Consider the following 23,941-nt stretch of genomic DNA (forward strand, 5'->3'; position numbering starts at 1 on the left):
GCTGACGTGGTCAACCCTACCGGGACTCCTGGTCTCCTGCGACCGTCCGACCGGACGGTGCGCGACCGCCGGCGACCGCCCCGAGCACGCCGTTGACGAAGCCCGCCGAGTCCTCGGTGGACAGCGACTGCGCGAGCTCGACCGCCTCGGCGATGGCGACGGCGTCGGGCACCTCCGGGTTGAACCGGAGCTCCCACACGGCCATCCGCAGGATGCAGCGGTCGAGGACCGGCATCCGGGCGATCGACCAGCCCTGGGCGTGGTCGACGATGACGGAGTCGATCTCGTGACGAGCGTCGTCGACACCGGTGACGATCTGACGGGCGTAGTCCCAGCTGGAGGCACGCTCCGGCTGGTCCAGGTGCCGGACCGTCTCGGTGGCGAGCACGTCCGCGATCGGCAGCTCGCGCACCTCGGCCACGTACAGCATGTCGAGGGCGCGCTTGCGGGCCTTCGAACGAGCACTCATACGGTCAGCGCCTAGGAGTTGACGCGGCCGAGGAAGCTGCCGTCGCGCGTGTCGATCTTCACCAGGGTGCCGCTCTCCAGGTACAGCGGGACCTGGATGCGGTGGCCGGTCGCGATGATGGTCGCGTCCTTGGTGCCGCCGGAGGAACGGTCGCCCTGCAGACCGGGCTCGGTCTCGACCTCGGTGACGATCGACGTCGGGAGCTCGACGTACAGCGGGTTGCCCTCGTTCATCGCGATGGTGACCATCGCGGACTCGAGCAGGTAGTTCTTGGCGTCGCCGACCACGGTCGCGGAGACCGGGATCTGGTCGTACGTGTCGGTGTCCATGAACACGTAGGAGTCGCCGTCCTCGTAGAGGAACTGGTAGTCACGACGGTCGACGGTCGCGGTGTCGATCTTCGCGCCGGCGTTGAACGTGCGGTCGACGACCTTGCCGGAGACGACGTTCTTGAGCTTCGTGCGGACGAACGCGCCGCCCTTGCCCGGCTTGACGTGCTGGAACTCGACGACCGACCACAGCTGGCCGTCGATGATGAGAACGGCGCCGTTCTTGATGTCTGTGGTACTGGCCATGAGTCGTCGGTGTCCCGTTCGGTCGTGTTGTGAAGTGTCCTCGGGCCGCGGACGGCCCCGGACGAGTGTAGCGGACGCCCGCCCGGCGGCCGGAGCGGTGCGCGCCGCGGTCAGCGTCGCCGTCGGGCGAGCCAGGCGTCGATCGCCGCCCAGCCGAGCAGCACCACCGCCGCTCCCCCGAGCAACCCGCCCGCGACCCCGGTGGACAGGGCCGCCGTCGGTCGCGCCGGCAACGACAGGTAGACGATCGCCAGGATCCCCGCCCCCGCGCCGAGCAGCACGAGCAGGATGCGCCGGATCATGCCGGACACGAGCCGCCGGTCGCGGCTGTCCGCGAAGAGCCGGATGTTCACCGTGAAGCGGCCGGTCTCGATCGCCTCGCCGATGCGGTCCACCCGGCGGGGCAGGCGGCGGGCAGCCGACACGACGCCGAGCAGCTCCTTCGCCGCGAGGTCCCGGAGCTTGCCGGGCCGGAGCTGGTCGGTGATCTGCTCCCGGGCGAGTCCGCGGGACTCCTCGAGGAGGTCGAACGACGGTGCGAGCGTGCGGAGCGTGCCCTCGAAGATGGCCAGGGCACGAGCCGCGGCGACGAAGTCCGGCGGCGGCTTCAACCGGTACCGCCCGAAGACCTCGACCGCGTCGTCCACGGTGTCGACACCGATGCGCGCACCCGGGCCGAGCTCGTCCGCGACGAAGCGGGCGATGTCCCGACGGAAGTCGGGCTCGTCGTGCGCATCGCGCACGGGCGCCATCCGCAGGACCGCATCGGCGATCCGCGACGTGTCGTCCTGCAGGTAGGCGGCCAACAGGTCCTGGACCGTGTCCCGGAGACCCGGGTCGAGCCTCCCGACCGATCCGAAGTCGATCAACGCGGGCCGCCCGTCGGGCAGCACCAGGACGTTCCCCGGGTGCAGGTCCGCGTGGTACAGGCCGTCGAAGACGACCTGGCGCAGGAAGGCGCGGAGGATCGCGCGCATCGGCGCGTCGAGGTCGCGCTCGGAACGCTCGGCGCGGATCGCGCTGAGCGTGTCGCCCTCCAGGAACTCCATCACGAGCACACGCCGGCCGGACAGGTCCGGGTAGGGGTCCGGGAACCGGACCTCGTCCGGACGCGCGCTGCGGGCCTGGGCAGCACGCAGCGCGGTGAGGTTCCGGAGCTCCGAGACGAAGTCGACCTGCCGGATCAGGTCGTCCGCGTACTGGCCCGCGATGTCCTGCACGCCGACCTGTCGCGCCTCGGTCGACCACCGGGCCATGAACCGGACGACCCGCAGCGCGATGTCGACGTCGCGGCGCACCGCGGCGTCGATCCCCGGCCGCTGCACCTTGACGGCGACCGCGGTGCCGTCGGGCAGCCGGGCGCGGTGCACCTGCGCGATGGACGCCGCTGCGACGGGCACCGGGTCGAAGGTCGCGAACACCTGGTCGACCGGGGCACCGAGCTCCTGCTCGAGGAGCGCACGGACCTCGTCCGCCGGCGCCGCCGTGACGTTCCGCTGCAGGTGGGCGAGTCCCTCGGTCCACTCCTCGGGCAGCAGGTCGTCGCGGGTGGAGAGCAGCTGGCCCATCTTCACGAACCCGCCACCGGCTTCCTCGAGCGCCCGGCGCAGGTGCTCGGCCTGGTCGCGACGCAGGTCCGAGGTGGCCGGGTCGTGCGAGAAGTCGAGACGACGGAACGGCACCAGGTGGTGGCGGCGGGCGATGGAGAGGAGTTCGGTGAAGCGTCGACCACGGGAGCGCAGGGTGCCGGTGTCGGCATCGCGCGGGCCGGAGAGGTCGCTCAGTCGGGGTGGGGTGGGCACGCCCGCCAGTCTGCTCCCCGGCGCTGGGTCCGCAGCGTGCGGGTGGCCCGGTCCGTCGCGTCGCCCCGTCCTCCTCCACAGCCTGGAGGCCCGGCGCGGCTTCCACAGGTCGGCGCGGGCCCGGCGCGGGCCTCGGTCCTGCGGCGGACACTCGTGCCGTGGAGACAGCACTGACGACTGTGCTCCGCGAACTCGAGAGCCGACTCGCAGGGCGCGCGCTCCGCAGACGTCCGGCGTCCGGCCGCACACCGCCCGACGGCCAGAACGAGCAGGAAGGACCCGGCTGATGTCGATCCTGCGACCGCTTCCGGACGCTCCGGACATCGACGAGGACGACGACGTCCTCTTCGCCTGGGACCACGGCGCCACCGTCGACGAGTGGCGGGAGTCCCAGCGCACCGGTGTGGTCACCGTCTCGATGCGTGTCACCTGGTGGTGGCGCAGGACGCGACGGGTCCTGCGCTGACCGAGGTGGCTAGACGCCGACCTCCTGGTAGGCGGTGAAGAGCAGGTGGTCCTCGGGGCCCTCGAGCACGACGGGCTTGCCGACGCCGTCCAGGATGATGAACCGCAGCATGCCGGCACGGGCCTTCTTGTCGCGACGCATGGTGGCGAGCAGCCCCTGCCACCGCCCGATGCCGTACGAGGTCGGCAGGTCGAGCGACTCGAGGATCGTCCGGTGCCGGTCGACCGTCGCGTCGTCCAGGTGGCCCGTGAGCCGGGCGAGCTCGGCGGCGAACACCATGCCGACCGACACCGCTGCCCCGTGGCGCCACTGGTACCGCTCGGCGTGCTCGATCGCGTGCCCGAGGGTGTGCCCGTAGTTCAGGATCTCGCGTCGGCCCTGCTCGGTGAAGTCGTCCGAGACGACCTCGGCCTTGAGCGCGATGGCGAGCTCGACGACCCGCCGGAACTCCGGCGTCGTCGGGTCGGTCACCCGGTCGACGTCGGCCTCGACGATGTCCAGGATCTCGGGCACGGCGATGAACCCGGCCTTCACGATCTCCGCGAAGCCCGTCAGGATCTCGTTGCGCGGCAGCGTGCGGGCGAGGTCGAGGTCCACGACGACGGCACGCGGGGCGGAGAAGGCGCCGACCAGGTTCTTGCCCTCGTTCGTGTTGATGCCCGTCTTCCCGCCGACGCTGGCGTCCACCATGCCGAGCACGCTGGTCGGGACGGCCACGTACGGCACACCGCGCAGCCAGGTCGCGGCGACGAAGCCGGCCAGGTCGGTGACGGCACCGCCACCGAGGCCGATGACCGCGTCGGTGCGGGTGAAGTCCGCCTGCCCCATGATCTGCCAGCAGAACGCCGCGACCTCGACGCGCTTGGCGCCCTCGGCGTCGGGGACCTCGGCGATCAGGGCTTCGAGCCCGGCCTCGACCAGCAGCGCACGGAGCTCGTTCGCCCGGGCACCGAGCGTCGGCGAGTGCACGATGAGGACCTTGGCGACGCGCGGGCCCAGGATCGAGGGCAGGGCGCCGAGCAGGTCCGTGCCGACGGCCACCGTGTAGCCGTCGTCACCGCCGACCCGGATCTCGGTGGTCCCGGCGGGCAGGGTCGACTCGGTCACGGTGCTCCTTCGGTGCTGGTGGTCGCGCTGCCGGGCGCGGTGGTGGTGCTGCCGGGCGCGGTGGTGGTGCTGCCGGGCGCGGTGGTGGTGGTGCCGTTGCGCTCGGAGGCGTTTGCGTCGCTGCGCTCGGTGGTGCCGGCGTCGCTGCGCAGCCACGTGACGACCTCGTCGACCACCCGGGACATCGGCCGGCGAGACGTGTCGACCACCACGTGCGCGAGCTCGGCGTAGGTGGCGGCCCGCTCGTCCATGATCGTCTGCCAGGCGTCGATCCCGCCGTTCGCCAGCAGCGGCCGGTCGGACCCGGCGATGCGGTCGGCGACGGCCTCGGGCGACACGGTGAGCAGGACGATGCGCGCCCCGCTCAGGGCCTGCCGGGTGTCCGCGTGGGTGACGGCTCCCCCGCCCACGGCGATCACGCCGCCGATGGCGAGCGCTCCCCGGACGGCCTCGGCTTCGAGCGCGCGGAACGCCGGCTCACCGCGGTCGGCGAAGATCCCGGGGATCGGCCCGTGCTCGCGCACGATGACCCGGTCGGTGTCCGTGAACGGGACGCCGAGCGCCTTCGCGACCCGCTTGCCGACGCTCGACTTGCCGGCGCCCATCGGGCCGATGACGACCACGGGCGCGTCGGCGCGTCCGACGTCGGTGCTCACAGGTCGGTCGAGGTCGCCGACGGCTCGGTCCGGCGCGTCCGCAGGGTCTCCGGGATCGCGGCGAGGTAGGCGTCGAGGTTGCGCTTCGTCTCGACGACGTTGTCGCCGCCGAACTTCTCGAGCACCGCGTCGGCGAGCACCAGGGCCACCATCGCCTCGGCGACGACACCCGCCGCGGGCACGGCGCAGACGTCCGAGCGCTGGTGGTGCGCCGAGGCGTCCTCTCCGGAGACGACGTCCACCGTGTGCAGGGCGTGCGGGATGGTCGCGATCGGCTTCATGCCGGCGCGGACCCGCAGCACGGTGCCCGTGGACATCCCGCCCTCGGTCCCACCGGCGCGGTCGCTCGTGCGGTAGATCTCGCCGTCCTCGCGGTACAGCTCGTCGTGGGCGGCGGAGCCCCGGCGCCCGGCGGTCGCGAAGCCGTCGCCGACCTCGACGCCCTTGATGGCCTGGATCCCCATGATCGCCGCGGCGAGGCGGGCATCGAGCCGGCGGTCCCAGTGCACGTGCGAGCCGAGGCCCGGCGGGACGCCGTAGAACAGCACCTCGACGACGCCGCCGAGGGTGTCGCCGTCCTTCTTCGCGGCCTCGACCTCGGTGACCATGCGTGCGGAGGTCTCGGCGTCGAAGCAGCGCAGCTGGTCCTCGTCGAGGCGGTCCACGTCGTCGGGCAGCGGCAGGCGCGTGCCGTCCGGGACCCGGACGGTCCCGACCTGCAGCGTGTGCGCCACCGAGCGGATGCCGAGTTCGGCCAGGAACGACTTCGCGACGGCGCCGAGCGCCACCCGGGCAGCGGTCTCGCGGGCGCTTGCACGCTCCAGGATCGGGCGGGCCTCGTCGAAGCCGTACTTCTGCATGCCGACCAGGTCGGCGTGACCCGGACGCGGTCGGGTCAGCGGGGCGCTCCGACCGCGGGACATCTCGGTGGACTCGATCGGTTCGGGGTTCATGACCTCGACCCACTTCGGCCACTCGGTGTTGCCGATGCGGATCGCGATGGGGCTGCCGAGCGAGTAGCCGTGCCGGACGCCGCCGGACACGTGCAGCTCGTCCTGCTCGAACTTCATCCGCGAGCCACGGCCGTAGCCGAGCTTGCGGCGCGCGAGATCGGCACGGATGGACTCGAACGACACCGGGACTCCCGCGGGCAGGCCCTCGAGCATGGCGATCAGTTCGGGTCCGTGGGACTCACCAGCAGTCAACCAACGAAGCATGCCGCAATCCTCCCACAGCGCACCGCCGTGCGACGTCGCCGTCCTACTGGTAGTCGGGGTGCGCCCGCAGCCATGCCTGGAACTGCTTCACCGCGACGAGGTGCTCGTTGTAGGTGTTCGAGAACACCGTCTCGCCGGTCTCCAGGTTCACCGTCACGAAGTACAGCCACTTGCCCGGGGCCTCGTTCGTCACGGCCTTGATCGCGATGTCCCCGGGGTTGGAGATCGGTGCCGGCGGCAGCCCCTCGTGCACGTAGGTGTTGTACGCGTTCGACTCGTCGGCCCGTTCGGCGTCGGTCGTCGTCACGGTGTGCGTGTTGCCCGTGCCGTAGGCGACGGTGGCGTCGGACTGCAGGCGCATGCCCTGGTCGAGGCGGTTCTGGAACACCCGCGCGACCTTGGGGTAGTCGGCCGCGAGGCCGGCTTCCTTCTGCACCAGCGACGCGAAGACGATGGTGCGCTCCTGGTCGGCTTCCTTGACGCCGGCGGCGGACAGGTGCTCCTTCATGGTGTCGACCATCGACTTGAAGTACTGCTCGGCGGTCCAGCCCGGGTTGATCGGGTAGGTCGCGGGGAAGAGCCAGCCCTCGAGCGTCGTGACGCCGGACGGCAGGTCGTAGGCCGACAGGTCCTTCGCGGCCGCGTCGACCTCCTTCGCGGTCAGGCCGGCCTTCGAGACCATCCCGGCCTCGATGTCGGCGAGAGCGGTGCCCTCCGGGATGATGATCGACGCCTGCACGCGGTTCTTCGTGTCCTGCAGTGCCGCGAGCGCGGACTTCGAGCTCATCTGCTTCTTCAGCGCGTACGAACCGGGCTGGAACTGCACGTCCGGCGAGGCCAGCAGGAGCTTGTAGAACACCTTCGAGTCCTTGACGACGCCGCTGCGCTGCAACGTCGCGGCGACGTTCTCGCCGATGTCGCCCTGCTTGATGGTGATGGTCACCTTCGAGGTGCCGTCGCCCGTGTAGTCGTCGGGCTCCTGCGCGCCGCTGATCGCCGCGATGAGCTGCTGGATCTTGGGGGCGGCGAAGGTGTACGCCCCGACGCCGGCGGCGAGCACGACCGCGACGATGACGAGCCCCGCGATGAGCGGTCCGCGTCGGCGCTTCGGCCGTGGCTCACGGGGCGGCCTGGAGGCGCGTCCTCCCCCGCCTCGTCCTCCGCGGCCGCCGCCTCCCGCGGCGCCACCGCCGCCGGTCACGTCACCGTCGTCCGTCCCGTCGACCCCGGATCCGCCGCCCGCAGCGGTCGCCGCGGGCTCGGTCGGCAGCTCGCCGGTCAGCAGTGCGGCAACCTCGGGGTGCAGGTCTTCGGGACGGGTGGCGATCGGCGCGTCTGCGGGGGCCGCAGGGCGTTCGTCGTGTGCGGCTGCCGACGCATCGGTGGTCCGTTCGGGGACCGGTGGCTCGTCGATCGCTGCGACACGGGCTCGTTCGGCCTCGAGGGCACGGGCTTCGCGTCGGGACATCGGAGGCGCCGGGGGTGGGGTCACCTGACCAGCGTCGTCGCGGTCATCGGTGCCTGTCGTGCGGTCGGAAGTCGCCTTCCGCCGCTCGGCGTCGTTGCCGGGCGCGATGATCGCGTTCCAGTCCAGATCGTCTGCCAACGTCCTCGGTCTCTCGGTCGGGAACTCCACCTGGGCACCGTCGTCCTCGCAGCTGACGACGAGAGCACCCATGTGCGGTACCGGGCAGCCCTGTCAGGGAAGCGTGGTGCCCGGAGGGGCACCGGCACTGCGCTCGTGGTCGAGCGCGTGTTGCAGAATGATAATAGCGGCTGCTTGGTCGATCACGGCCCGGGACTTCTTCGTGTTCTTGCCGGCCTGGTGCAGCCCCCGCTGGGCCGTCACGGTCGACAGTCGTTCGTCGACCAGGCGCACCGGCCGACGCGCCGCGATCCGGGCGGCGAAGACGCGGGCGTCCTCGGTCGAGGCCGTGTCCCCACCCGACATCGACAGGGGCAGCCCGACGACGACCTCGAGCACGTCGTACTCGTCCGCGAGCTCGAGGATCCGCCGGAGGTCCTTCGAGTCGTCACGACGGACGGTCTCGACCGGCGTCGCCAGCAGACCGTCGCGGTCGCACACGGCGACCCCGATCCGGGCGCGCCCGACGTCCACGCCGAGCCGCCGCCCGGACCGGATGCCCACGGTCAGCCCGCGAGCCGTGCGGTCACGGCACGCAGCGCCGCGGGGAGCGCGGCCGCGTCGGTCCCGCCGCCCTGCGCCAGGTCCGGCTTGCCGCCGCCACCGCCACCGAGCACGCCGGCGGCCTCCTTCGCGAGGGGGCCCGCCTGCACGCCCGCAGCACGAGCGGCGTCGTTGGTCGCGACGATCACGATCGGCTTGCCGCCGACGACCGCCCCGAGCACGACGACGGCCGCGCCGTCACCGAGCTGGCCGCGCACGCCGGTGGCGAGCGAGCGCAGGTCGTCGCCGGACTGCAGGCCGTCGACCGTCTCGGCGACCACGGTGGTGGCGCCGACGGTCGTGGCGTTGCGGGCGATGGCGGGCACGCGCTGCTGCAGGTTCGCCGACTCGTACTCGGCGAGCTTCTTCTGGGCGGACCGGAGGTCCTCCATCAGGTTCTGGACCCGGGCTGGCAGGTCGGCACGGGGTGCCTTGAGCGCGCTGGAGAGCTGCGACACGATCGTGCGCTCGACGGCGAGGTCGCGGAACCCCTCGAGGCCGACCAGTGCCTCGACGCGGCGGTTCGTCGAACCGACGCTCGACTCCCCCACCAGGTTGACGAGCCCGATCTGCGCGCTCGAGGCGACGTGCGTGCCACCGCAGAGCTCGCGGGACCACGGGCCGCCGATGTCGACCATGCGGACCTCGGCGCCGTACTTCTCACCGAACAGGGCCTGCGCCCCGAGGGCCTTCGCCTCGTCGATGGGCAGGATGCGCGTGGAGACCTCGAGGTCGGTGCGGATCGCGGTGTTCACGACCTCCTCGATCTCGGAGCGGGTCTCGAGCGAGACCGGCTGGGACCACGAGAAGTCGAGGCGCATGTAGCCGGACTTGTTGTACGAACCGGCCTGCAGCGCCTCCGGGCCGAGGATGTCGCGGAGGGCCGCGTTGACCAGGTGTGTCGCGGAGTGCGCCTGGGTCGCACCGCGGCGGTACTCCGCGTCGACGACGGTGCTCGCGGCGTCGCCGACACCGACCTCGCCGGAGCGGACCTGCACGGTGTGGCTCCACAGCCCGGAGACCGGTCGCTGGACGTCGAGGACCTCGAGGTCGAACCCGTTGCCGACGATCGAGCCCTGGTCGGCGTCCTGGCCACCCGACTCGGCGTACAGGGAGGTCTCGCCGAGGATGACCTCGGCGATGTCACCAGCGACCGCACGGTCGACGCTCACGCCGCCGACGATGATGCCGAGCACGCGCGTCTCGGCCTCGAGCGCGTCGTAGCCGAGGAACGTCGTCTCACCCTTCGCCCGGAAGGCGCTGTAGACGCTCAGGTCGGCGATCGCGGTCTTCTTGCTCTTCGCGTCGGCCTTCGCCCGGGCACGCTGCTCGGACATCAGGGTCTCGAACGCCGTGCGGTCGACGTGCACGCCGGCTTCCTCGGCCATCTCCATCGTCAGGTCGATGGGGAACCCGAACGTGTCGTGCAGCAGGAACGCCGTGTCGCCGCCGATCGACGGGGCGCCGTCCTGCTTCGCGCGCTCGACCGCGACGTCCAGGATGGTCGTGCCCTGCGCCAGGGTGCGGAGGAAGGTCTCCTCTTCCGCGTAGGCGATGCGGGAGATCCGGTCGTAGTCGGACGCCACCTCGGGGTAGGCGTCGCGCATGGCGTCGCGGGACGCCGGGAAGAGCTCGGGGAACGTAGGGGCCTCGACACCGAGCAGGCGCATCGCGCGGACGGTGCGACGGAGCAGCCGACGGAGGATGTACCCGCGGCCCTCGTTCGACGGGCTCACGCCGTCGGCGATGAGCATCAGCGAGGAACGGACGTGGTCGGCGATGACGCGCATCCGCACGTCGTCCTCGTGCACGGCACCGTAGGGCCGGCCGGAGATCTCGGCCGCACGGTCGAGCACCGGGCGCACCTGGTCGATCTCGTACATGTTGTCGACGCCCTGCTTGATGAAGGCGACGCGCTCGAGCCCCATGCCGGTGTCGATGTTCTTGTTCGGCAGCTCGCCGGTGATCTCGAAGTCGTACTTCGACCGCACGTCGGCGATCTGGTACTGCATGAAGACGAGGTTCCAGATCTCGACGTACCGGTCGTCGTCCGTCGCCGGGCCGCCGTCGATGCCGTACTCGGGGCCACGGTCGAAGAAGATCTCCGAGCAGGGACCCGCCGGTCCGGGCTGTCCGGTCGACCAGTAGTTGGTGTCCTTGCCGAGGCGCTGGATCCGCTCGTCGGGCAGCGAGGAGTGCTGCTTCCAGAAGCCGATCGCCTCGTCGTCCTCTTCGTAGACGGTGACCCAGAGGTCGTCGGGTGAGAAGCCGAGCCCACCGTCGGTCTCGGGCTTGGTCAGGAACTCCCAGGCGAACTGGATCGCCTGCTCCTTGAAGTAGTCGCCGAACGAGAAGTTCCCGTTCATCTGGAAGAAGGTGCCGTGGCGAGGGGTCTTGCCGACCTCTTCGATGTCGTTCGTGCGGATGCACTTCTGCACGCTCGTCGCCCGCGGGAACGGCGCCGGGATGAGACCCGTCAGGTACGGGATGAACGGCACCATGCCGGCGACCGTGAAGAGGAGCGACGGGTCGTCGGAGACGAGGGACGCGGACGGGACGACGGTGTGGCCGCGGTCACCGAAGTACTGGAGCCAACGGCGGCGGATCTCTGCGGTCTGCATGGTGCTTCCTGGGTTCAGGTCGTGGGTGGAGGAGGGTCGTGGCTGCTCGGTCGGAGCGCTCAGACGTCGGTACGGAGCTCGGCCTCGCGCGACCGGTAGCCGTCCGCGACGGCACCCGTGAAGGCCTTCGTCTTGGCGTTCACCTCGGCGAAGAGCCGGGCGCCACCGGAGGTCTGGGCGACCCGGTGTGCGACGGCGAACCCGATGACCATGCCGACGGCGACGAAGAACAGCTGTTTCACGGTGCCTCTCCCTCTGTGCACCCGGGCGGTGCATGCCCGGACAAGCTTAGTCGCCGGGCACTTCCGCGCGTCCCCGTCTGCAAGACGCCGTCGTGTCGGCGCGACGCCGCCGAAACCGACGGCGTCTCGCGCACACCGAGGCGCCTCGCCGAGACGACGGCGTGTTCCGGCGCCGGAACGCCGAACGGCGGGTCGCCCTCGAGAGGACGACCCGCCGTTCGGGTGTGATCAGTGGATCAGCGAGCTGCGTAGTACTCGACGACGAGCTGCACTTCACAGGTCACGGGGACCTCGGCGCGCTTCGGGCGACGCACGAGGCGCGCCTGGAGCTTCTCGATCTCGACCTCGAGGTAGCCCGGGACCTTCGGGAGGACTTCCTGGTGGCCACCGGCAGCGGCGACCTGGAAGGGCTCCATCGACTCGGACTTCGCCTTGACGTGGATCAGCTGGCCCTCCTTGACGCGGAAGGAGGGGCGGTCGACGAGCTTGCCGTCGACGAGGATGTGGCGGTGCACGATCAGCTGACGGGCCTGCGCGGTGGTGCGGGCGAAGCCGGCACGGACCACGAGGGCGTCGAGGCGCTGCTCGAGGAGCTCGACCAGGTTCTCACCGGTCAGGCCCTTCGTCTTGCGGGCCTCTTCGAAGACGATGCGGAGCTGCTTCTCGCGGATGCCGTACTGGGCGCGCAGACGCTGCTTCTCACGGAGGCGGACGGCGTAGTCGCTGTCCGCACGACGGCGCGTACGGCCGTGCTCACCGGGCCCGTAGGGGCGCTTCTCGAGGTAACGGGCAGCCTTCGGCGTCAGCGGGATGCCGAGTGCGCGCGACAGGCGGGTCTTGCTGCGGGTACGTGACTTGGTAGACACAGGGTCCTTTTCTCTGTTCGAACTGAATACTCACCGGAGGCCGGGCACGCGAGTGCCGGTGGCCCCGACGACGGGATCCAGAGGGATGAGCCTGTGGGATCGGACGGCTACAGTCCGAACCTCTGCCCCCGTACCACCGGAGTGGCACTCTGTCCTCGACGCAGCCGTGCTCGAGGACCAGGACGTAGGCCCGGCAATGCTAGCAGCATCGGGGCGAGCGCAGAAGCACCGACGCTAGTGGCCGCGTGTGATCTTCCGGAGCCGTTCGAGCCGCGGCCCGACCTCGCGCTCGTACCCGTTGGCAGTCGGCGTGTAGTACTCGGTGCCCTCGAGTGCGTCCGGCAGGTACTGCTGCTCGGCGACCCCGTGCTCGGCGTCGTGGGAGTAGACGTACCCCTTGCCGTGCCCGAGGCGCTTCGCCCCGGCGTAGTGCGCGTCGCGCAGGTGCATCGGGACCGTGCCCATGCGCCCCGCCTTGACGTCGGCCATCGCCTGGTTGACCCCGTTGTAGGCGGCGTTCGACTTCGGCGCCGTCGCCAGGTAGACGACCGCCTCGGCCAGCGGGATCCGCCCCTCGGGCATCCCGATGAGCTGGACGGCCTGGGCCGCCGCGACGGCGATGGGCAGCGCCTGCGGATCGGCCATGCCGATGTCCTCGGACGCGGAGATGATGATCCGCCTCGCGATGAACCGGGAGTCCTCGCCGGCCTCGATCATCCGCGCGAGGTAGTGCAGGGCGGCGTCGACGTCGCTCCCCCGCACCGACTTGATGAACGCGCTGATGACGTCGTAGTGCTCGTCGCCCTGTCGGTCGTAGCGCAGCAGGGCCCGGTCGACCGCTGCCGCGACGGTGTCGGCATCGACGACGGGCACGGTGTCATCGTCCTCGTCCTGCGCGGCGCTGGCCGACGCCGCCGCGGCCTCGAGCGCGGTGAGGGCACGTCGGGCGTCACCGGACGCGAGCCGGATGATCGCGCTGCGGGCTTCGTCACCGAGGACGACGGCACCGCCGAGCCCGCGGGGGTCTTCCACCGCGCGGTCGACGAGCATGCCGAGGTCGGGATCGGTGAGCGGTTTGAGCGTCAGGAGCAGCGAACGGGACAGCAGCGGCGAGATGACCGAGAACGACGGGTTCTCGGTGGTGGCCGCGATGAGGATGACCCACCCGTTCTCGACGCCGGGCAGCAGGGCGTCCTGCTGGGCCTTGCTGAACCGGTGGATCTCGTCGAGGAACAGCACCGTGGTCGACCCGTACAGGTCACGGTGGGTCAGCGCCTTCTCCATGACCTCGCGCACGTCCTTCACACCGGCGGTCACGGCCGAGAGCTCGACGAACTCGCGACCGGACTGCCGTGCGATGGCCTGCGCCAGCGTGGTCTTGCCGGTTCCGGGTGGTCCCCACAGGATCACGGAGACCCCGCCGGGGTTCTCACGCGTGCCGGTGGCGAGCTGCACCAGGGGCGAACCCCGGCCGAGCAGGTGCTGCTGACCGGCGACCTCGTCGAGGCTGGTGGGGCGCATCCGGACGGCGAGCGGGACGGAACCCTGCGCGAGACCGGCGCGACCACCCGTGGTGGGCGCGTGCATTCCCGAACGATCCGCTGCCATCCTGCAATCGTAGGCCGGTCCACCGACGCAGGCCGCGCCTCCCTGCTGGTGGCGGCGACCGTTCGGCTACGCTCGTTGCACACTGCGACGAGAGGGCAGACCAGCACCGTGGCACCGAAGAACCCAGCGCGTGACAACCGTGAGGCGCGCGAGCGCCTCCGCCTCTACCAGGCCCGCCAGGGCCTCCACGAGCGGCAGCGACGCCGCCGCGTGCGGGACAACCTGATCGGCGCCGGTGCCCTCGTCCTCGTCGCGGCCCTCGTCACCGGGTCGCAGCTCGCCTTCGCAGGATCGCGGGGATCGGGCGCCCCGGCCCCGAGCGCCTCCGCGTCGTCGACGGCCACGCCGTCGGCCAGCGCCGCGGCCGGCAACACCGGCGACGTGCCGAGCAAGTCGATCGCGAAGGGCGCGACCTGGACCGGCACCCTCACGCTCAACGAGGACATCGACCTCGGCATCGAGCTGGACGGCGCGAAGGCGCCGCAGGCCACGAGCGTCGAGATCTCGTTGATCCGTGAGCAGTTCTACAACGGCACCACCTGCCACCGGCTCGCCGACAGCGACGGGCTGAAGTTCCTGCAGTGCGGCTCCGCGAACGGCGACGGCACCGGTGACGCCGGCTTCGAGTACGGCCCGCTCGAGAACGTGCCGGAGGACGGCGTCTACGAGGAGGGCACGATCGCGATCGCGCGGTCGGACTCCCCCTACTCGCAGTCGACGCAGTTCTTCATCGTCTACGGGGACACCACGCTCGACGGCTCCACGGGCGGCTACACGGTCGTCGGCAAGGTCACGAGCGGGCTGTCCGAGCTCGAGTCGAAAATCGCCGCGAAGGGCATCGCATCGCCCGGCGGCGACGGCACCGGCGAGCCGAAGGTGGCGACGAAGATCACCGACGCGACCATCGCGGAGCAGAAGTAGTCCACAACCCGGCGCACCGGTCGGGCGGCGGAGCCCGTCCGTGCAATAGGCTGACGACCTGACCGTGCCGACGGTGACGTCGGCGATGCACGACCACGATCGAGGCGAGACCTGTGGGATCTGACGAAGCAACGACCTGGGGGCGGGTCGACGAGAACGGGACCGTGTACGTCCGGTACGAAGAGACCGAACGTGCTGTCGGTGAGTACCCGGACGCCACCCCCGAAGAAGCCCTCGCCTACTTCGCGCGGAAGTACGCCGACCTCGAGGGGCAGGTGAAGATCGCCGAGCAGCGCGTCCAGCGCGGTGCGTCGGCGAACGACGTCGCCCGGACGGTGGAGCACCTGACCGCTCTGGTCGCCGACGCGCGGGTGGTGGGTGACATCAAGTCGCTCGAGACCCGCGTGGGCGCGCTCACCGAGCAGCTCGGCTCGCTCACCAAGGAGCAGGCGGAACAGGCGCAGCAGGCGCTGCAGGACGCCCTGGCGCACCGCACCGCCCTGGTCGAGGAAGCCGAGGCACTCGCCGCGGTGGATCCGGCGCGCGCGCAGTGGAAGCAGATCACGGCGCAGCTCGACGACGTGTTCGCGCGCTGGCAGCAGCACCAGCACGACGGCCCGCGCATCCCCAAGAACGAGGCCAACGACCTCTGGAAGCGGTTCCGCGCAGCGCGGTCCACCGTTGACCAGCACCGTCGTGCCTTCTACTCCGAGCTGGACGCACAGCACCGTGACGCCCGGACCCGCAAGCAGGAGCTCGTGGCGCAGGCCGAGGCCCTCGCGCCCCGCGGTTCCGACGCGATCCCGGACTACCGCCAGCTCCTCGACGACTGGAAGAACGCCGGGCGGGCAGGCAAGCGCCACGACGACGCACTCTGGGCGCGCTTCAAGGCCGCCGGAGACGTGCTGTTCGAGCAGCGCCACGCCGAGAGCGCAGCTGAGAACGAAGAGTTCTCCGCCAACCTCGAGGCGAAGCAGGCCCTGCTGACCGAGGCCGAGCCGCTCCTGCAGGCGACCGACCGGGTGGCCGCGCGCAAGACCCTCACCGGGATCCAGCGCCGGTGGGACGAGATCGGCAAGGTCCCCCGCGGTGACGTCCGTCGGGTCGAGGACCGCCTGCGTGCCGTCGAGGACCACGTGCGTGGGCTCGAGGACGCGCACTGGAAGGAATCGAACCCGGAGCGCAAGGCCCGTCAGAACGGCCTCGCGAGCCAGCTGGAAGACGCGATCGGCAAGCTCCAGTCCGAGCTCGCCGCGGCGCAGGCCACCGGCGACGCCCGGAAGATCAAGGACGCGCAGGAAGCCCTCGACGCCCGCAAGATCTGGCTCGACGCCCTGGGCGGCTGAGCCTCCGCACCACGAACGACGCCCCCGTGACCGATCGGTCACGGGGGCGTCGTTCGTGCCGGGGGAACCAGCGGGCGAGCCGGACCAGCGTGCTGGCCGATCCAGCGTGCTCAGCAGGTCAGACCGGCGCGGGCAGTCCGAGCAGCAGCCGGATGTCGAGGTCGTCCTGCCGCATCTGCGCGGCGAGCTCGTCCATCGACGAGAACTTCACCATGCCGCGCACGTACGACACGAAGAGCACCGAGATGCGATCGCCGTACAGGTCGATGTCGACGTCGAGCAGGTGCGCCTCGATCTGCTTCGCCGGCACGCCCTCGAACGTCGGGTTGTTGCCGACCGACACCGCTGCCGGGTAGACGGTGCCGTCGTGCAGCACCCGGGCGGCGTAGACGCCGTCGGCGGGGACGAAGCCCTCGCACGCCGGGTCGAGGTTCGCGGTGGGGTACCCCATCGCCCGGCCGCGCTGGTTGCCGTGCACCACGACGCTCCGCACGGCGTGTTCCCGCCCGAGGAGTCGTGCGGCCTCGGCCACACGGCCCTGACCCAGGAGCTCCCGGATCCAGGTGGAGGACACCCGGCGCTCACCGTCGGGTCGGACGTCGTCGATCAGGTCCACGTCGTCGATGAGCTCGACCGTGAACCCGTGCTGCTCCCCCATGGCACGCAGCAGCGCGACGTCGCCGGCGCCCTTCGCGCCGAAACGGAAGTCGCTGCCGACGAAGACGAGCCGGGCGTGCAGGGTGTCGACGAGGATCTCGGACACGAACGCCTCGGGCGACTTCGACTGCAGTTCCTGGTCGAACCGGAGCAGCAGGGTGGCGTCCACCCCGGCATCCTCGAGCAGTTCGCGGCGCTGCGCGGTGCTCGTCAGGGCCGGCGGGACGTGCGGCGGGTCGATGACGTTGAGCGGGTGGCGGTCGAACGTGACCACGGTGGCCACGAGGTCGTGCTCGCGAGCGGCACGCTCGAGGTGTGCGATGACGGCACGGTGCCCGACGTGCACGCCGTCGAACTTGCCGATGGTGACCGCACTCGGCCCGAACCCGTCCGCCACGTCGGCGGTGTCCTCGTAGAACTGCACGGCTGCTCCTACTCGCTCGCCGGGGCGGTGGACGAGGACGCAACCGGTGCCGACGACTCGGTGACCGCGGTGCGGTGGTGCTTGCGGAGCCACCAGAGCCCGGCGATCGGCAGCACGAGCGGCGCGAAGGCGTAGCCCATCCCGTAGTACGACCAGATGGTGTCGTCGGGGAACAACTGGCGGTCGAACAGCGACAGGGTGCCGATGACGAGCACGCCGGTCATCTCGAACACGATCGTGACGCAGGCGACCCGGTACCAGAACCGGCCGGGCACGATGAGGGCGATCATCGCGACGATGTAGACGACGGCAGCGATGGCACTGAGCGTGTAGGCGAACGGTGCGAACGAGAACTTCTCGATGATCTGCACGACGCTGCGTCCGGTCGCCGCCAGCGCGAGGATGCCGTACACGGCGATGAGGACGCGGCCGATGCCGGTCGCGAGTGAGGATCTGGTCGCCATTGCACCGATTCTACCGACGCGCGGCTCCGCGCATGACCTCTGGCGTCAGTTCAGCGCGAACCAGATCTGGTACATCCGGTAGACCATCACCGCGACGGTGAAGGCCCCGGCGCCGAGCACCACGGTGCTCCACTTCGTGCGGTCGACCAGTGCCCACACGACCGCGGCCGGTGGGACGAGCAGCACCGACACGGCGTACACCCCGAACTCGAGCGCGTTGCCGTCGGGCGGACTGCCCGTCGCCGGCAGCACGATCGAGATGACGCCCTGCACCAGGAGCAGCAGTTCGATGAGCACGAGGGCGCCGACGGTGTAGTCGTTCGGCTTCCAACCGATGAACCCCACGACGACCGCGAAGAGCCCCACCACCACGGCGAGCACCAGCTGCACCCACATGTACCACTCGATCACGCGCGGGCTCCGGTCTGCGAGGAGGACGACGCACCGGGCGTCGGGAAGTTCGTGATGACCCGGAGCAGTCCACGGCGGACGGAGACGAGGCCGACCAGCCGGTCGTCGGACGCGGTGACCGCTGCCACCGGACCGTCCGAGTCGGGGTGCTCGGCCGCGACGCGCTTGCCGTCGCTGAGGTCCTTCGCCGAGGCTGCGTCGAGGGTCACGGACGAGAAGAGCCGCCGGGCGATGTCCGCCGGACGTGCGAGCGCGGCGCGGACGTCGACGGTGTCGTCCTCGAGGTCGATCGCGTCCTGCACGTCGAACGGTCCGACGCGGGTCCGCCGGAGCGCGACGAGGTGCGCTCCGGTGCCGAGGGCAGCGCCGACGTCACGCGCGAGCGCGCGGACGTAGGTGCCCGACGAGCAGGTCACGACGACGTCGAGGTCCACCACGGCGATGTCGGTGCCGTCGACGGCGACGGTCCGCTCGTTCCGCGTCGTCACGTCGAACTGCGAGACGGTCACCGTGCGCGACTTGAGCTCCACCGCCTCGCCCTTGCGCGCCAGGTCGTAGGCACGGCGCCCGTCGACCTTGATCGCGCTGACCGTGGACGGGACCTGGTCGATCACACCCCGCTGTGCTGCGACGGCGGTCTCGACGGCGTCGTCCGAGACGTCGGCAGCGATCACACCGACGGCAGCGGTCGGCGTGCCGTCGGCGTCGTCCGAGTCCGTCGAGACACCGAGCCGGATGGTCGCCGTGTAGGTCTTGTCCAGGCCCACCAGGTGCGTCAGCAACCGGGTGGACGGCCCGATGCCGAGCAGCAGCAGCCCGGTGGCCATGGGGTCGAGGGTCCCGGCGTGGCCGACCTTCTTCAGGCCGAGGCGCCGACGGGCGATGGAGACCACCCGGTGGCTGGAGATCCCCTGCGGTTTGTCGACGAGGAGGATGCCGTCCGGCGCGGTTTCGAGCACCAGGCGAGATTACCAGCGCCGGTCAGCAGGCGTCGTTCCACTCGCGACGGGGGTGCTCGGGATCGGTGACGTCGAGCACGGCGGAGGCCGCGATCTTCACGTCGGCACGGCGCTCGAGCCGGCCGGACTCCTGCTCCACCCACAGCGACCAGCGCCACAGGGTACGCACCCCCGGGGCCAGGACGCCCCGCCCGTGCACGACCAGGACACCGTCACCGGCTCCGGTTGTGCGGAACGGCGTCACCAGGTCGGACCGGAGCGTGTCCTGGTCGGCGGACGGCGCGGCTGCCGCCATCGCGGAGACCCCGTGCTGCTCGAAACCGGTGACGAGCGCGGCCGCGACCCGTTCGAGGTCGGTGCCGTCCTGCCCGTCGACGCCGATGACGGTGCGGTTCGTGCCGACCTGCGCGATCGCCTCTGCAGCGATCGCAGCCATCGTGTCGGTCTCTTCTGGTGCCCAGCGTGCCATGCGTCCACCGTAGGCTGTCGAGGTGAACGCGCGTCGGGCCTCCAGACCGGATGTGGACGAACCGACCGCGCGACGCGGCGTGCAGGAGCCGGCCACGCCGGAACGGCCCGACATCGCGACCCCGCTGATCGCGTGGTTCCGGCAGCAGGCGCGGGACCTGCCGTGGCGGCGCCCCGGCTTCCCCGCGTGGGGGACGCTCGTCAGCGAGATCATGCTGCAGCAGACGCAGGTCGCGCGCGTGATCCCCCGTCTGGAGGCGTGGCTCACCCGGTGGCCGACGCCTCGCGACCTCGCGGACTCGCCGCCGTCCGAGGCGGTGCGTGCCTGGGACCGGCTCGGCTATCCGAGACGCGCGCTCGCGCTGCACGCGGCGGCGACCGCCATCGCGACCCACCACGGCAACGTCGTGCCGCGCGACGTCGACGTCCTGCTCGCGCTGCCGGGCATCGGCGACTACACCGCGCGGGCCGTCGCGGTCTTCGCGTACGGCGACCGGCACCCGGTCGTGGACGTCAACGTGCGCCGCGTGCTCGCACGTGCGGTCCTCGGCCAGGGCGAACCCGGGCCGGCGAAGGCGAAGCAGGACCTCCCGCTGATGGAGTCCGTGCTGCCGGCGGACCGCGACGACGCAGCCGCCACGAACGCCGCCGTGATGGAGCTCGGCGCGCTCGTGTGCGTGTCCCGCTCCCCCGCTTGCGACGCGTGCCCGATCGCGGACCGCTGCGTGTGGCGTGCGGCCGGGTACCCGGAGCACGACGGGCCGCGAGTTCCGCGGCAGGCGAAGTTCGCCGGCAGTGACCGCCAGGTGCGCGGCCTGATCATGGCCGAGCTGCGCGCCAGCGACGTGCCGGTCACCCGGTCCGAGATCGAACCGGTGTGGCCGGACGCCGACCAGCGCGACCGGGCGCTCGCGTCGCTCCTGCGTGACGGACTGGCCGTCGGCGACGACGCGAGCGGCTACCAGCTGCCCGGGACCTAGGAACGCGGCTCGGCGGAGCCGTCGGTCTCGGCAGCGTCGTCGGCTTCGTCGTCCTCGTCGCGCTTGTACGGGTCGGCGTCGCCGGCGTACGTCGCGCCCACCGAGGCTGCCCGCACCTGCTCGTCACGCACCTGGGCCTGCACGAGCAGGTCCTCCATGTGTGCCGAGGTCTCGGGCAGGGCGTCGGCGATGAACTCGAGCGACGGCGTGAGCCGGGCGGTGATGTTCTTGCCGACCTCGGACCGGAGCATGCCGGTCGCCGCCTTGAGCGCCGCGGCGGAGTCCGCACGCTCCTCGTCGGTGCCGTACACGGTGTAGAAGATCGACGCGTGCTGCAGGTCACCGGTCACACGGACATCGGTGATCGTGACGAACCCGAGTCGCGGGTCCCGCAGACCCTTGTCGAGTCGACGTGCGACGACTTCCTTGATGCGGTCCGCCATCTTGCGTGCGCGCTGCGGATCGGCCATTGGTGCCTCCTGAGGCAGTGGCGGGACGCTTCCCGCCGGTGGTCCTGCGTGGGAAAGGGGTCGGGCCCCGGCCTCCCGCACGGGGAGGCCGGGGCCCAGAGGAGTCACGCGATCAGTCGCGCGGCTTCTCGACGAGTTCGGTCGTCTCGACCTCGTCGCCGATCTGGATGTCGTTGAACTTGCCCAGACCGATACCGGCTTCGAAGTCCGTGCGGACCTCGGTCACGTCGTCCTTGAAGCGACGCAGCGACTCGATGGCCAGGCCATCGGCGATCACCACACCCTCGCGGATGACGCGCGCCTTGGCGTTGCGCGTGATCGTGCCGGAGCGGACGATGACACCCGCGATGTTGCCGAACTTCGAGGAACGGAACACCTCGCGGATCTCGGCGACGCCCGACTGGACCTCTTCGTACTCGGGCTTGAGCATGCCCTTGAGGGACTGCTCGATGTCGTCGAGTGCGTTGTAGATGACCGAGTAGAAGCGCACGTCGATGCCTTCACGCGCCGCACGCTCGCGGGCCTTGACGTCCGGACGGACGTTGAAGCCGATGACGATGGCGTTGTCGATCGTGGCGAGGTCGATGTCCGACTCCGTGATCGCACCGACACCGCGGTGCAGGATGCGGAGCTGGACGCTGTCGTCGACCTCGATGTCCAGGAGCGACTGCTCGAGTGCCTCGACGGCACCGGAGACGTCACCCTTGATGATGAGGTTGAGCGACTCGACCTTGCCCTCTTCGAGAGCACGGGTGAAGTCCTCGAGCGAGATGCGCTTGCGCGACTTCGCCAGCAGGGCGTTGCGCTCGGCGGCTTCACGCTTCTCGGCGATCTGACGAGCCGTGCGGTCCTCTTCGGTGACGAGGAAGGTGTCACCGGCGCGGGGCACCGAGGACAGACCCTGCACCTGGACCGGGCGGCTCGGCGTCGCGGCCTTGACCGCGACCCCGTTCTCGTCCGTCATCGCACGGACTCGGCCGTAGGCCGTGCCCGCCACGATGGCGTCACCGACGTGGAGCGTGCCGGACTGGATGAGGACCGTGGCGACTGCACCGCGACCCTTGTCGAGCCGGGCCTCGATCGCGACACCACGGGCGTCCTTGTCGGGGTTCGCACGCAGGTCGAGACCGGCGTCCGCGGTGAGCAGCACGGCGTCCAGGAGCTCCTGGATGCCGATGTTCTGCCGCGCCGACACGTCGACGAACATGACGTCGCCGCCGTACTCCTCGGCCACCAGGTTGTACTCGGTGAGCTGCTGGCGGACCTTGGCGGGGTTCGCGCCTTCCTTGTCGATCTTGTTGACCGCGACGACGATCGGCACACCGGCCGACTGCGCGTGGTTCAACGCCTCGATGGTCTGGGGCATGATGCCGTCGTCCGCCGCGACCACGAGGATCGCGATGTCCGTCACCTGGGCACCGCGGGCACGCATGGCCGTGAAGGCCTCGTGACCCGGGGTGTCGATGAAGGTGATCGGGCGGTCGATGCCCTCGTGCTGGGCGACGATCTGGTACGCACCGATGTGCTGGGTGATGCCACCGGCCTCGCCCTCGACGACCTTCGAGTTGCGGATCGCGTCGAGGAGGCGGGTCTTGCCGTGGTCGACGTGACCCATGACGGTGACCACCGGCGGCCGCTGCTGCAGCACGTCGTCGTCTTCGTCCTCGAGTTCTGCGTCGAGGTCGATGTCGAAGCCCTCGAGGAGCTCCTTGTCCTCGTCCTCGGGCGAGACGATCTGGATCTTGTAGCCCAGCTCGTCACCGAGGACCTCGAACGTGGCCTCGTCCAGCGACTCGGTCGCGGTCGCCATCTCACCGAGGTGGAACAGCACCGTCACGAGGTTGCCGGGCATGGCGTCGATCTTGTCCGCGAAGTCCGAGATGCTCGCACCACGACGGAGTCGGACGACCGTGTTGCCGTCGCCGCGAGGGACCTGCACACCGCCGAGCGACGGTGCCTGACGCATCTCGTACTCGGCGCGCTTCGTCCGCTTCGACTTGCGGGCACGGCTCTTGCCGCCACCGCGACCGAACGCACCGGCGGTACCACCACCGGGGCCACGACCACGGCCACCGCCACCGGCGGGACGCGGGCCGCTGAAGGCCGGACGGGGGAAGCCGCCACCGGCACCGCCGCCGGCACCCGGACGGGCACCGGGGCCGCCACGGCCACCACCCTGGCCCGGGCGCTGCCCGAAGCCGTTGGGACGGTTGCCCTGACCGGGACCACCGGGACGCGGAGCACCCGGACGGGGCGTGCCCGGACGCGGGGGCTGCGGACGCGGGATGCCACCGCCACCGGCTGCGCCGGCGGCCGGGCGCTGGCCCATGCCCTGGTTGGACGAGTACGGGTTGTTGCCGGGGCGCGGCGGGCGCGAGCCCATGCCCTGGTTCGACGAGTACGGGTTGTTGCCCGGACGTGCACCGGGCTTGGGGCCACCCGGCTTCGGACCGGCGGCCGCGGGAGCCTTCGGGCTGGTGCCCGGCTTCACGGCGTCGGACTTCGGCGCTGCGTCGGTCGACCCGCCTGCCTCGGCGGCCTGCTTCTCAGCGGCCTGCTTCTCGGCGCGGGCCTTCTGCGCGGCCTCGGCCTCGGCCTGTCGCTGGGCGACGGACTTCGGTGCGGCCGGTGCGGGCACGTCGGCAGCGGGTGCTGCCGGGGCCTCGGGCTCGGGAGCCGGTGCCGGACGAGCCGGGCCCGGACGGGGGCCGCCGGGCTTCGGTGCACTCGACTTCGGCGCGCTTGCCTTGGCGGGTGCGCTCGGCGCGGAGGCCGAGGCGGCGGGCTTCGCCGCGGGGGCGCCGTCTGCCTGGAGGGCGGCACGGAGCTTCCGTGCCACGGGGGGCTCGATGCTCGAGCTGGCACCCCGGACGAACTCGCCGAGCTCCTTGAGCTTCTCGAGTGCGGTCTTGCTGTCGACGCCGAGTTCGCTTGCGATCTCGTGTACGCGTGGTTTAGCCACTGTTCTCCTTCACGGGTCCCACCCCGTGAAGGGGCAGGACTCAATGGATGACGGGTCTCATT

The 23,941-nt window shown here is 71.0% G+C and carries 23 protein-coding genes; 4 read left to right on the plus strand and 19 right to left on the minus strand.

Translation table 11 applies throughout. The features are described from left to right. Positions 1–16 precede the first annotated feature (16 nt). The 3 genes from nusB to DEJ35_RS09675 all read right to left on the minus strand — a co-directional run bounded on the left by nusB (position 17) and on the right by DEJ35_RS09675 (position 2,846). Positions 17–469, minus strand: coding sequence for a transcription antitermination factor NusB (nusB, locus tag DEJ35_RS09665; protein ID WP_027465744.1), 453 nt, complete (start codon positions 467–469; stop codon positions 17–19). An 11-nt stretch (positions 470–480) separates the two neighbouring features. Beyond that, a complete protein-coding gene (gene efp, locus DEJ35_RS09670) occupies positions 481–1,044 on the minus strand; it encodes an elongation factor P (RefSeq protein ID WP_027465745.1) in 564 nt (187 codons plus the stop codon). A 110-nt stretch (positions 1,045–1,154) separates the two neighbouring features. Beyond that, complete coding sequence (locus DEJ35_RS09675) at positions 1,155–2,846, minus strand: AarF/ABC1/UbiB kinase family protein (protein WP_181435557.1); 1,692 nt, start codon at positions 2,844–2,846, stop codon at positions 1,155–1,157. Positions 2,847–3,132: 286 nt separating this feature from the next. Between DEJ35_RS09675 and DEJ35_RS09680 the strand changes: the two genes are divergently transcribed. Then, positions 3,133–3,312 carry a hypothetical protein gene (locus DEJ35_RS09680; RefSeq protein WP_111192643.1) on the plus strand — a complete coding sequence of 60 codons (180 nt, stop codon included), beginning with the start codon at positions 3,133–3,135 and terminating at the stop codon, positions 3,310–3,312. Positions 3,313–3,321: 9 nt separating this feature from the next. Here the strand turns inward: DEJ35_RS09680 and aroB are convergent, their stop codons facing one another. The 9 genes from aroB to DEJ35_RS09725 form a co-directional block, all read right to left on the minus strand. Then, positions 3,322–4,419: a 3-dehydroquinate synthase gene (aroB, locus tag DEJ35_RS09685; RefSeq protein ID WP_111192644.1), complete on the minus strand. Its 1,098-nt coding sequence runs from the start codon at positions 4,417–4,419 to the stop codon at positions 3,322–3,324. Next, positions 4,416–5,075 carry a shikimate kinase gene (locus DEJ35_RS09690; RefSeq protein ID WP_181419977.1) on the minus strand — a complete coding sequence of 220 codons (660 nt, stop codon included), beginning with the start codon at positions 5,073–5,075 and terminating at the stop codon, positions 4,416–4,418. Before DEJ35_RS09690 ends, aroB begins: the two co-directional genes overlap by 4 nt. Next, a complete protein-coding gene (gene aroC / locus DEJ35_RS09695; RefSeq protein ID WP_111192645.1) occupies positions 5,072–6,292 on the minus strand; it encodes a chorismate synthase in 1,221 nt (406 codons plus the stop codon). Before aroC ends, DEJ35_RS09690 begins: the two co-directional genes overlap by 4 nt. Before the next feature lie 43 nt (positions 6,293–6,335). After that, complete coding sequence (gene mltG / locus DEJ35_RS09700) at positions 6,336–7,898, minus strand: endolytic transglycosylase MltG (protein WP_258370293.1); 1,563 nt, start codon at positions 7,896–7,898, stop codon at positions 6,336–6,338. A gap of 93 nt (positions 7,899–7,991) precedes the next feature. Then, entirely contained in the window at positions 7,992–8,435 is a 444-nt protein-coding gene (gene ruvX, locus DEJ35_RS09705; RefSeq protein WP_181435562.1) for a Holliday junction resolvase RuvX, read from the minus strand. A gap of 8 nt (positions 8,436–8,443) precedes the next feature. Further along, positions 8,444–11,101 (minus strand): alanine--tRNA ligase, encoded by a 2,658-nt coding sequence (gene alaS, locus DEJ35_RS09710; protein WP_110858981.1) that lies wholly within the window; start codon positions 11,099–11,101, stop codon positions 8,444–8,446. Between the two features lie 59 nt (positions 11,102–11,160). Further along, positions 11,161–11,343 carry a hypothetical protein gene (locus tag DEJ35_RS09715; RefSeq protein ID WP_111192647.1) on the minus strand — a complete coding sequence of 61 codons (183 nt, stop codon included), beginning with the start codon at positions 11,341–11,343 and terminating at the stop codon, positions 11,161–11,163. A gap of 236 nt (positions 11,344–11,579) precedes the next feature. Further along, entirely contained in the window at positions 11,580–12,209 is a 630-nt protein-coding gene (rpsD, locus tag DEJ35_RS09720) for a 30S ribosomal protein S4 (RefSeq protein ID WP_017887166.1), read from the minus strand. 234 nt (positions 12,210–12,443) lie between these two features. Further along, positions 12,444–13,796, minus strand: a complete 1,353-nt coding sequence (locus DEJ35_RS09725; RefSeq protein WP_110858982.1) for a replication-associated recombination protein A — start codon at positions 13,794–13,796, stop codon at positions 12,444–12,446. A 129-nt stretch (positions 13,797–13,925) separates the two neighbouring features. Here DEJ35_RS09725 and DEJ35_RS09730 point away from each other — a divergent pair, with 129 nt between their 5' ends. Then, positions 13,926–14,738, plus strand: a complete 813-nt coding sequence (locus tag DEJ35_RS09730; RefSeq protein ID WP_111192648.1) for a peptidylprolyl isomerase — start codon at positions 13,926–13,928, stop codon at positions 14,736–14,738. Between the two features lie 113 nt (positions 14,739–14,851). Continuing rightward, the gene (locus DEJ35_RS09735) at positions 14,852–16,084 is read left to right on the plus strand and encodes a DUF349 domain-containing protein (protein WP_027465754.1); all 1,233 of its coding nucleotides are present in this window, start codon (positions 14,852–14,854) and stop codon (positions 16,082–16,084) included. A 118-nt stretch (positions 16,085–16,202) separates the two neighbouring features. Here DEJ35_RS09735 and DEJ35_RS09740 read toward each other — a convergent pair whose 3' ends face one another. The 5 genes from DEJ35_RS09740 to DEJ35_RS09760 are packed head-to-tail and all read right to left on the minus strand — an operon-like array spanning position 16,203 to position 19,468. Beyond that, complete coding sequence (locus DEJ35_RS09740) at positions 16,203–17,165, minus strand: bifunctional riboflavin kinase/FAD synthetase (protein ID WP_110858984.1); 963 nt, start codon at positions 17,163–17,165, stop codon at positions 16,203–16,205. A gap of 8 nt (positions 17,166–17,173) precedes the next feature. After that, on the minus strand, positions 17,174–17,629 hold the full coding sequence (locus DEJ35_RS09745) for a hypothetical protein (RefSeq protein ID WP_110858985.1): 456 nt from the start codon (positions 17,627–17,629) through the stop codon (positions 17,174–17,176). A gap of 45 nt (positions 17,630–17,674) precedes the next feature. Then, positions 17,675–18,040 (minus strand): hypothetical protein, encoded by a 366-nt coding sequence (locus tag DEJ35_RS09750; protein ID WP_110858986.1) that lies wholly within the window; start codon positions 18,038–18,040, stop codon positions 17,675–17,677. Continuing rightward, positions 18,037–18,999: a tRNA pseudouridine(55) synthase TruB gene (gene truB, locus DEJ35_RS09755; protein WP_111090430.1), complete on the minus strand. Its 963-nt coding sequence runs from the start codon at positions 18,997–18,999 to the stop codon at positions 18,037–18,039. The genes DEJ35_RS09750 and truB overlap by 4 nt, the downstream gene beginning before the upstream one ends. A gap of 22 nt (positions 19,000–19,021) precedes the next feature. Then, the gene (locus tag DEJ35_RS09760) at positions 19,022–19,468 is read right to left on the minus strand and encodes a hypothetical protein (protein WP_111123646.1); all 447 of its coding nucleotides are present in this window, start codon (positions 19,466–19,468) and stop codon (positions 19,022–19,024) included. 52 nt (positions 19,469–19,520) lie between these two features. On the opposite strand from DEJ35_RS09760, the gene DEJ35_RS09765 reads away from it, so the two are divergent. After that, entirely contained in the window at positions 19,521–20,447 is a 927-nt protein-coding gene (locus tag DEJ35_RS09765) for an A/G-specific adenine glycosylase (protein WP_375342439.1), read from the plus strand. Here the strand turns inward: DEJ35_RS09765 and rbfA are convergent. Together rbfA and infB are read right to left on the minus strand one after the other, a co-directional pair. Further along, the gene (rbfA, locus tag DEJ35_RS09770; RefSeq protein WP_111123645.1) at positions 20,444–20,917 is read right to left on the minus strand and encodes a 30S ribosome-binding factor RbfA; all 474 of its coding nucleotides are present in this window, start codon (positions 20,915–20,917) and stop codon (positions 20,444–20,446) included. The genes DEJ35_RS09765 and rbfA overlap by 4 nt on opposite strands. A gap of 112 nt (positions 20,918–21,029) precedes the next feature. Next, complete coding sequence (gene infB / locus DEJ35_RS09775; protein WP_110858990.1) at positions 21,030–23,879, minus strand: translation initiation factor IF-2; 2,850 nt, start codon at positions 23,877–23,879, stop codon at positions 21,030–21,032. Positions 23,880–23,941: the final 62 nt, after the last annotated feature.

The sequence above is a fragment of the Curtobacterium sp. MCPF17_051 genome (genome assembly GCF_003234595.1).
In the GTDB taxonomy this organism is placed as follows: domain Bacteria; phylum Actinomycetota; class Actinomycetes; order Actinomycetales; family Microbacteriaceae; genus Curtobacterium; species Curtobacterium flaccumfaciens.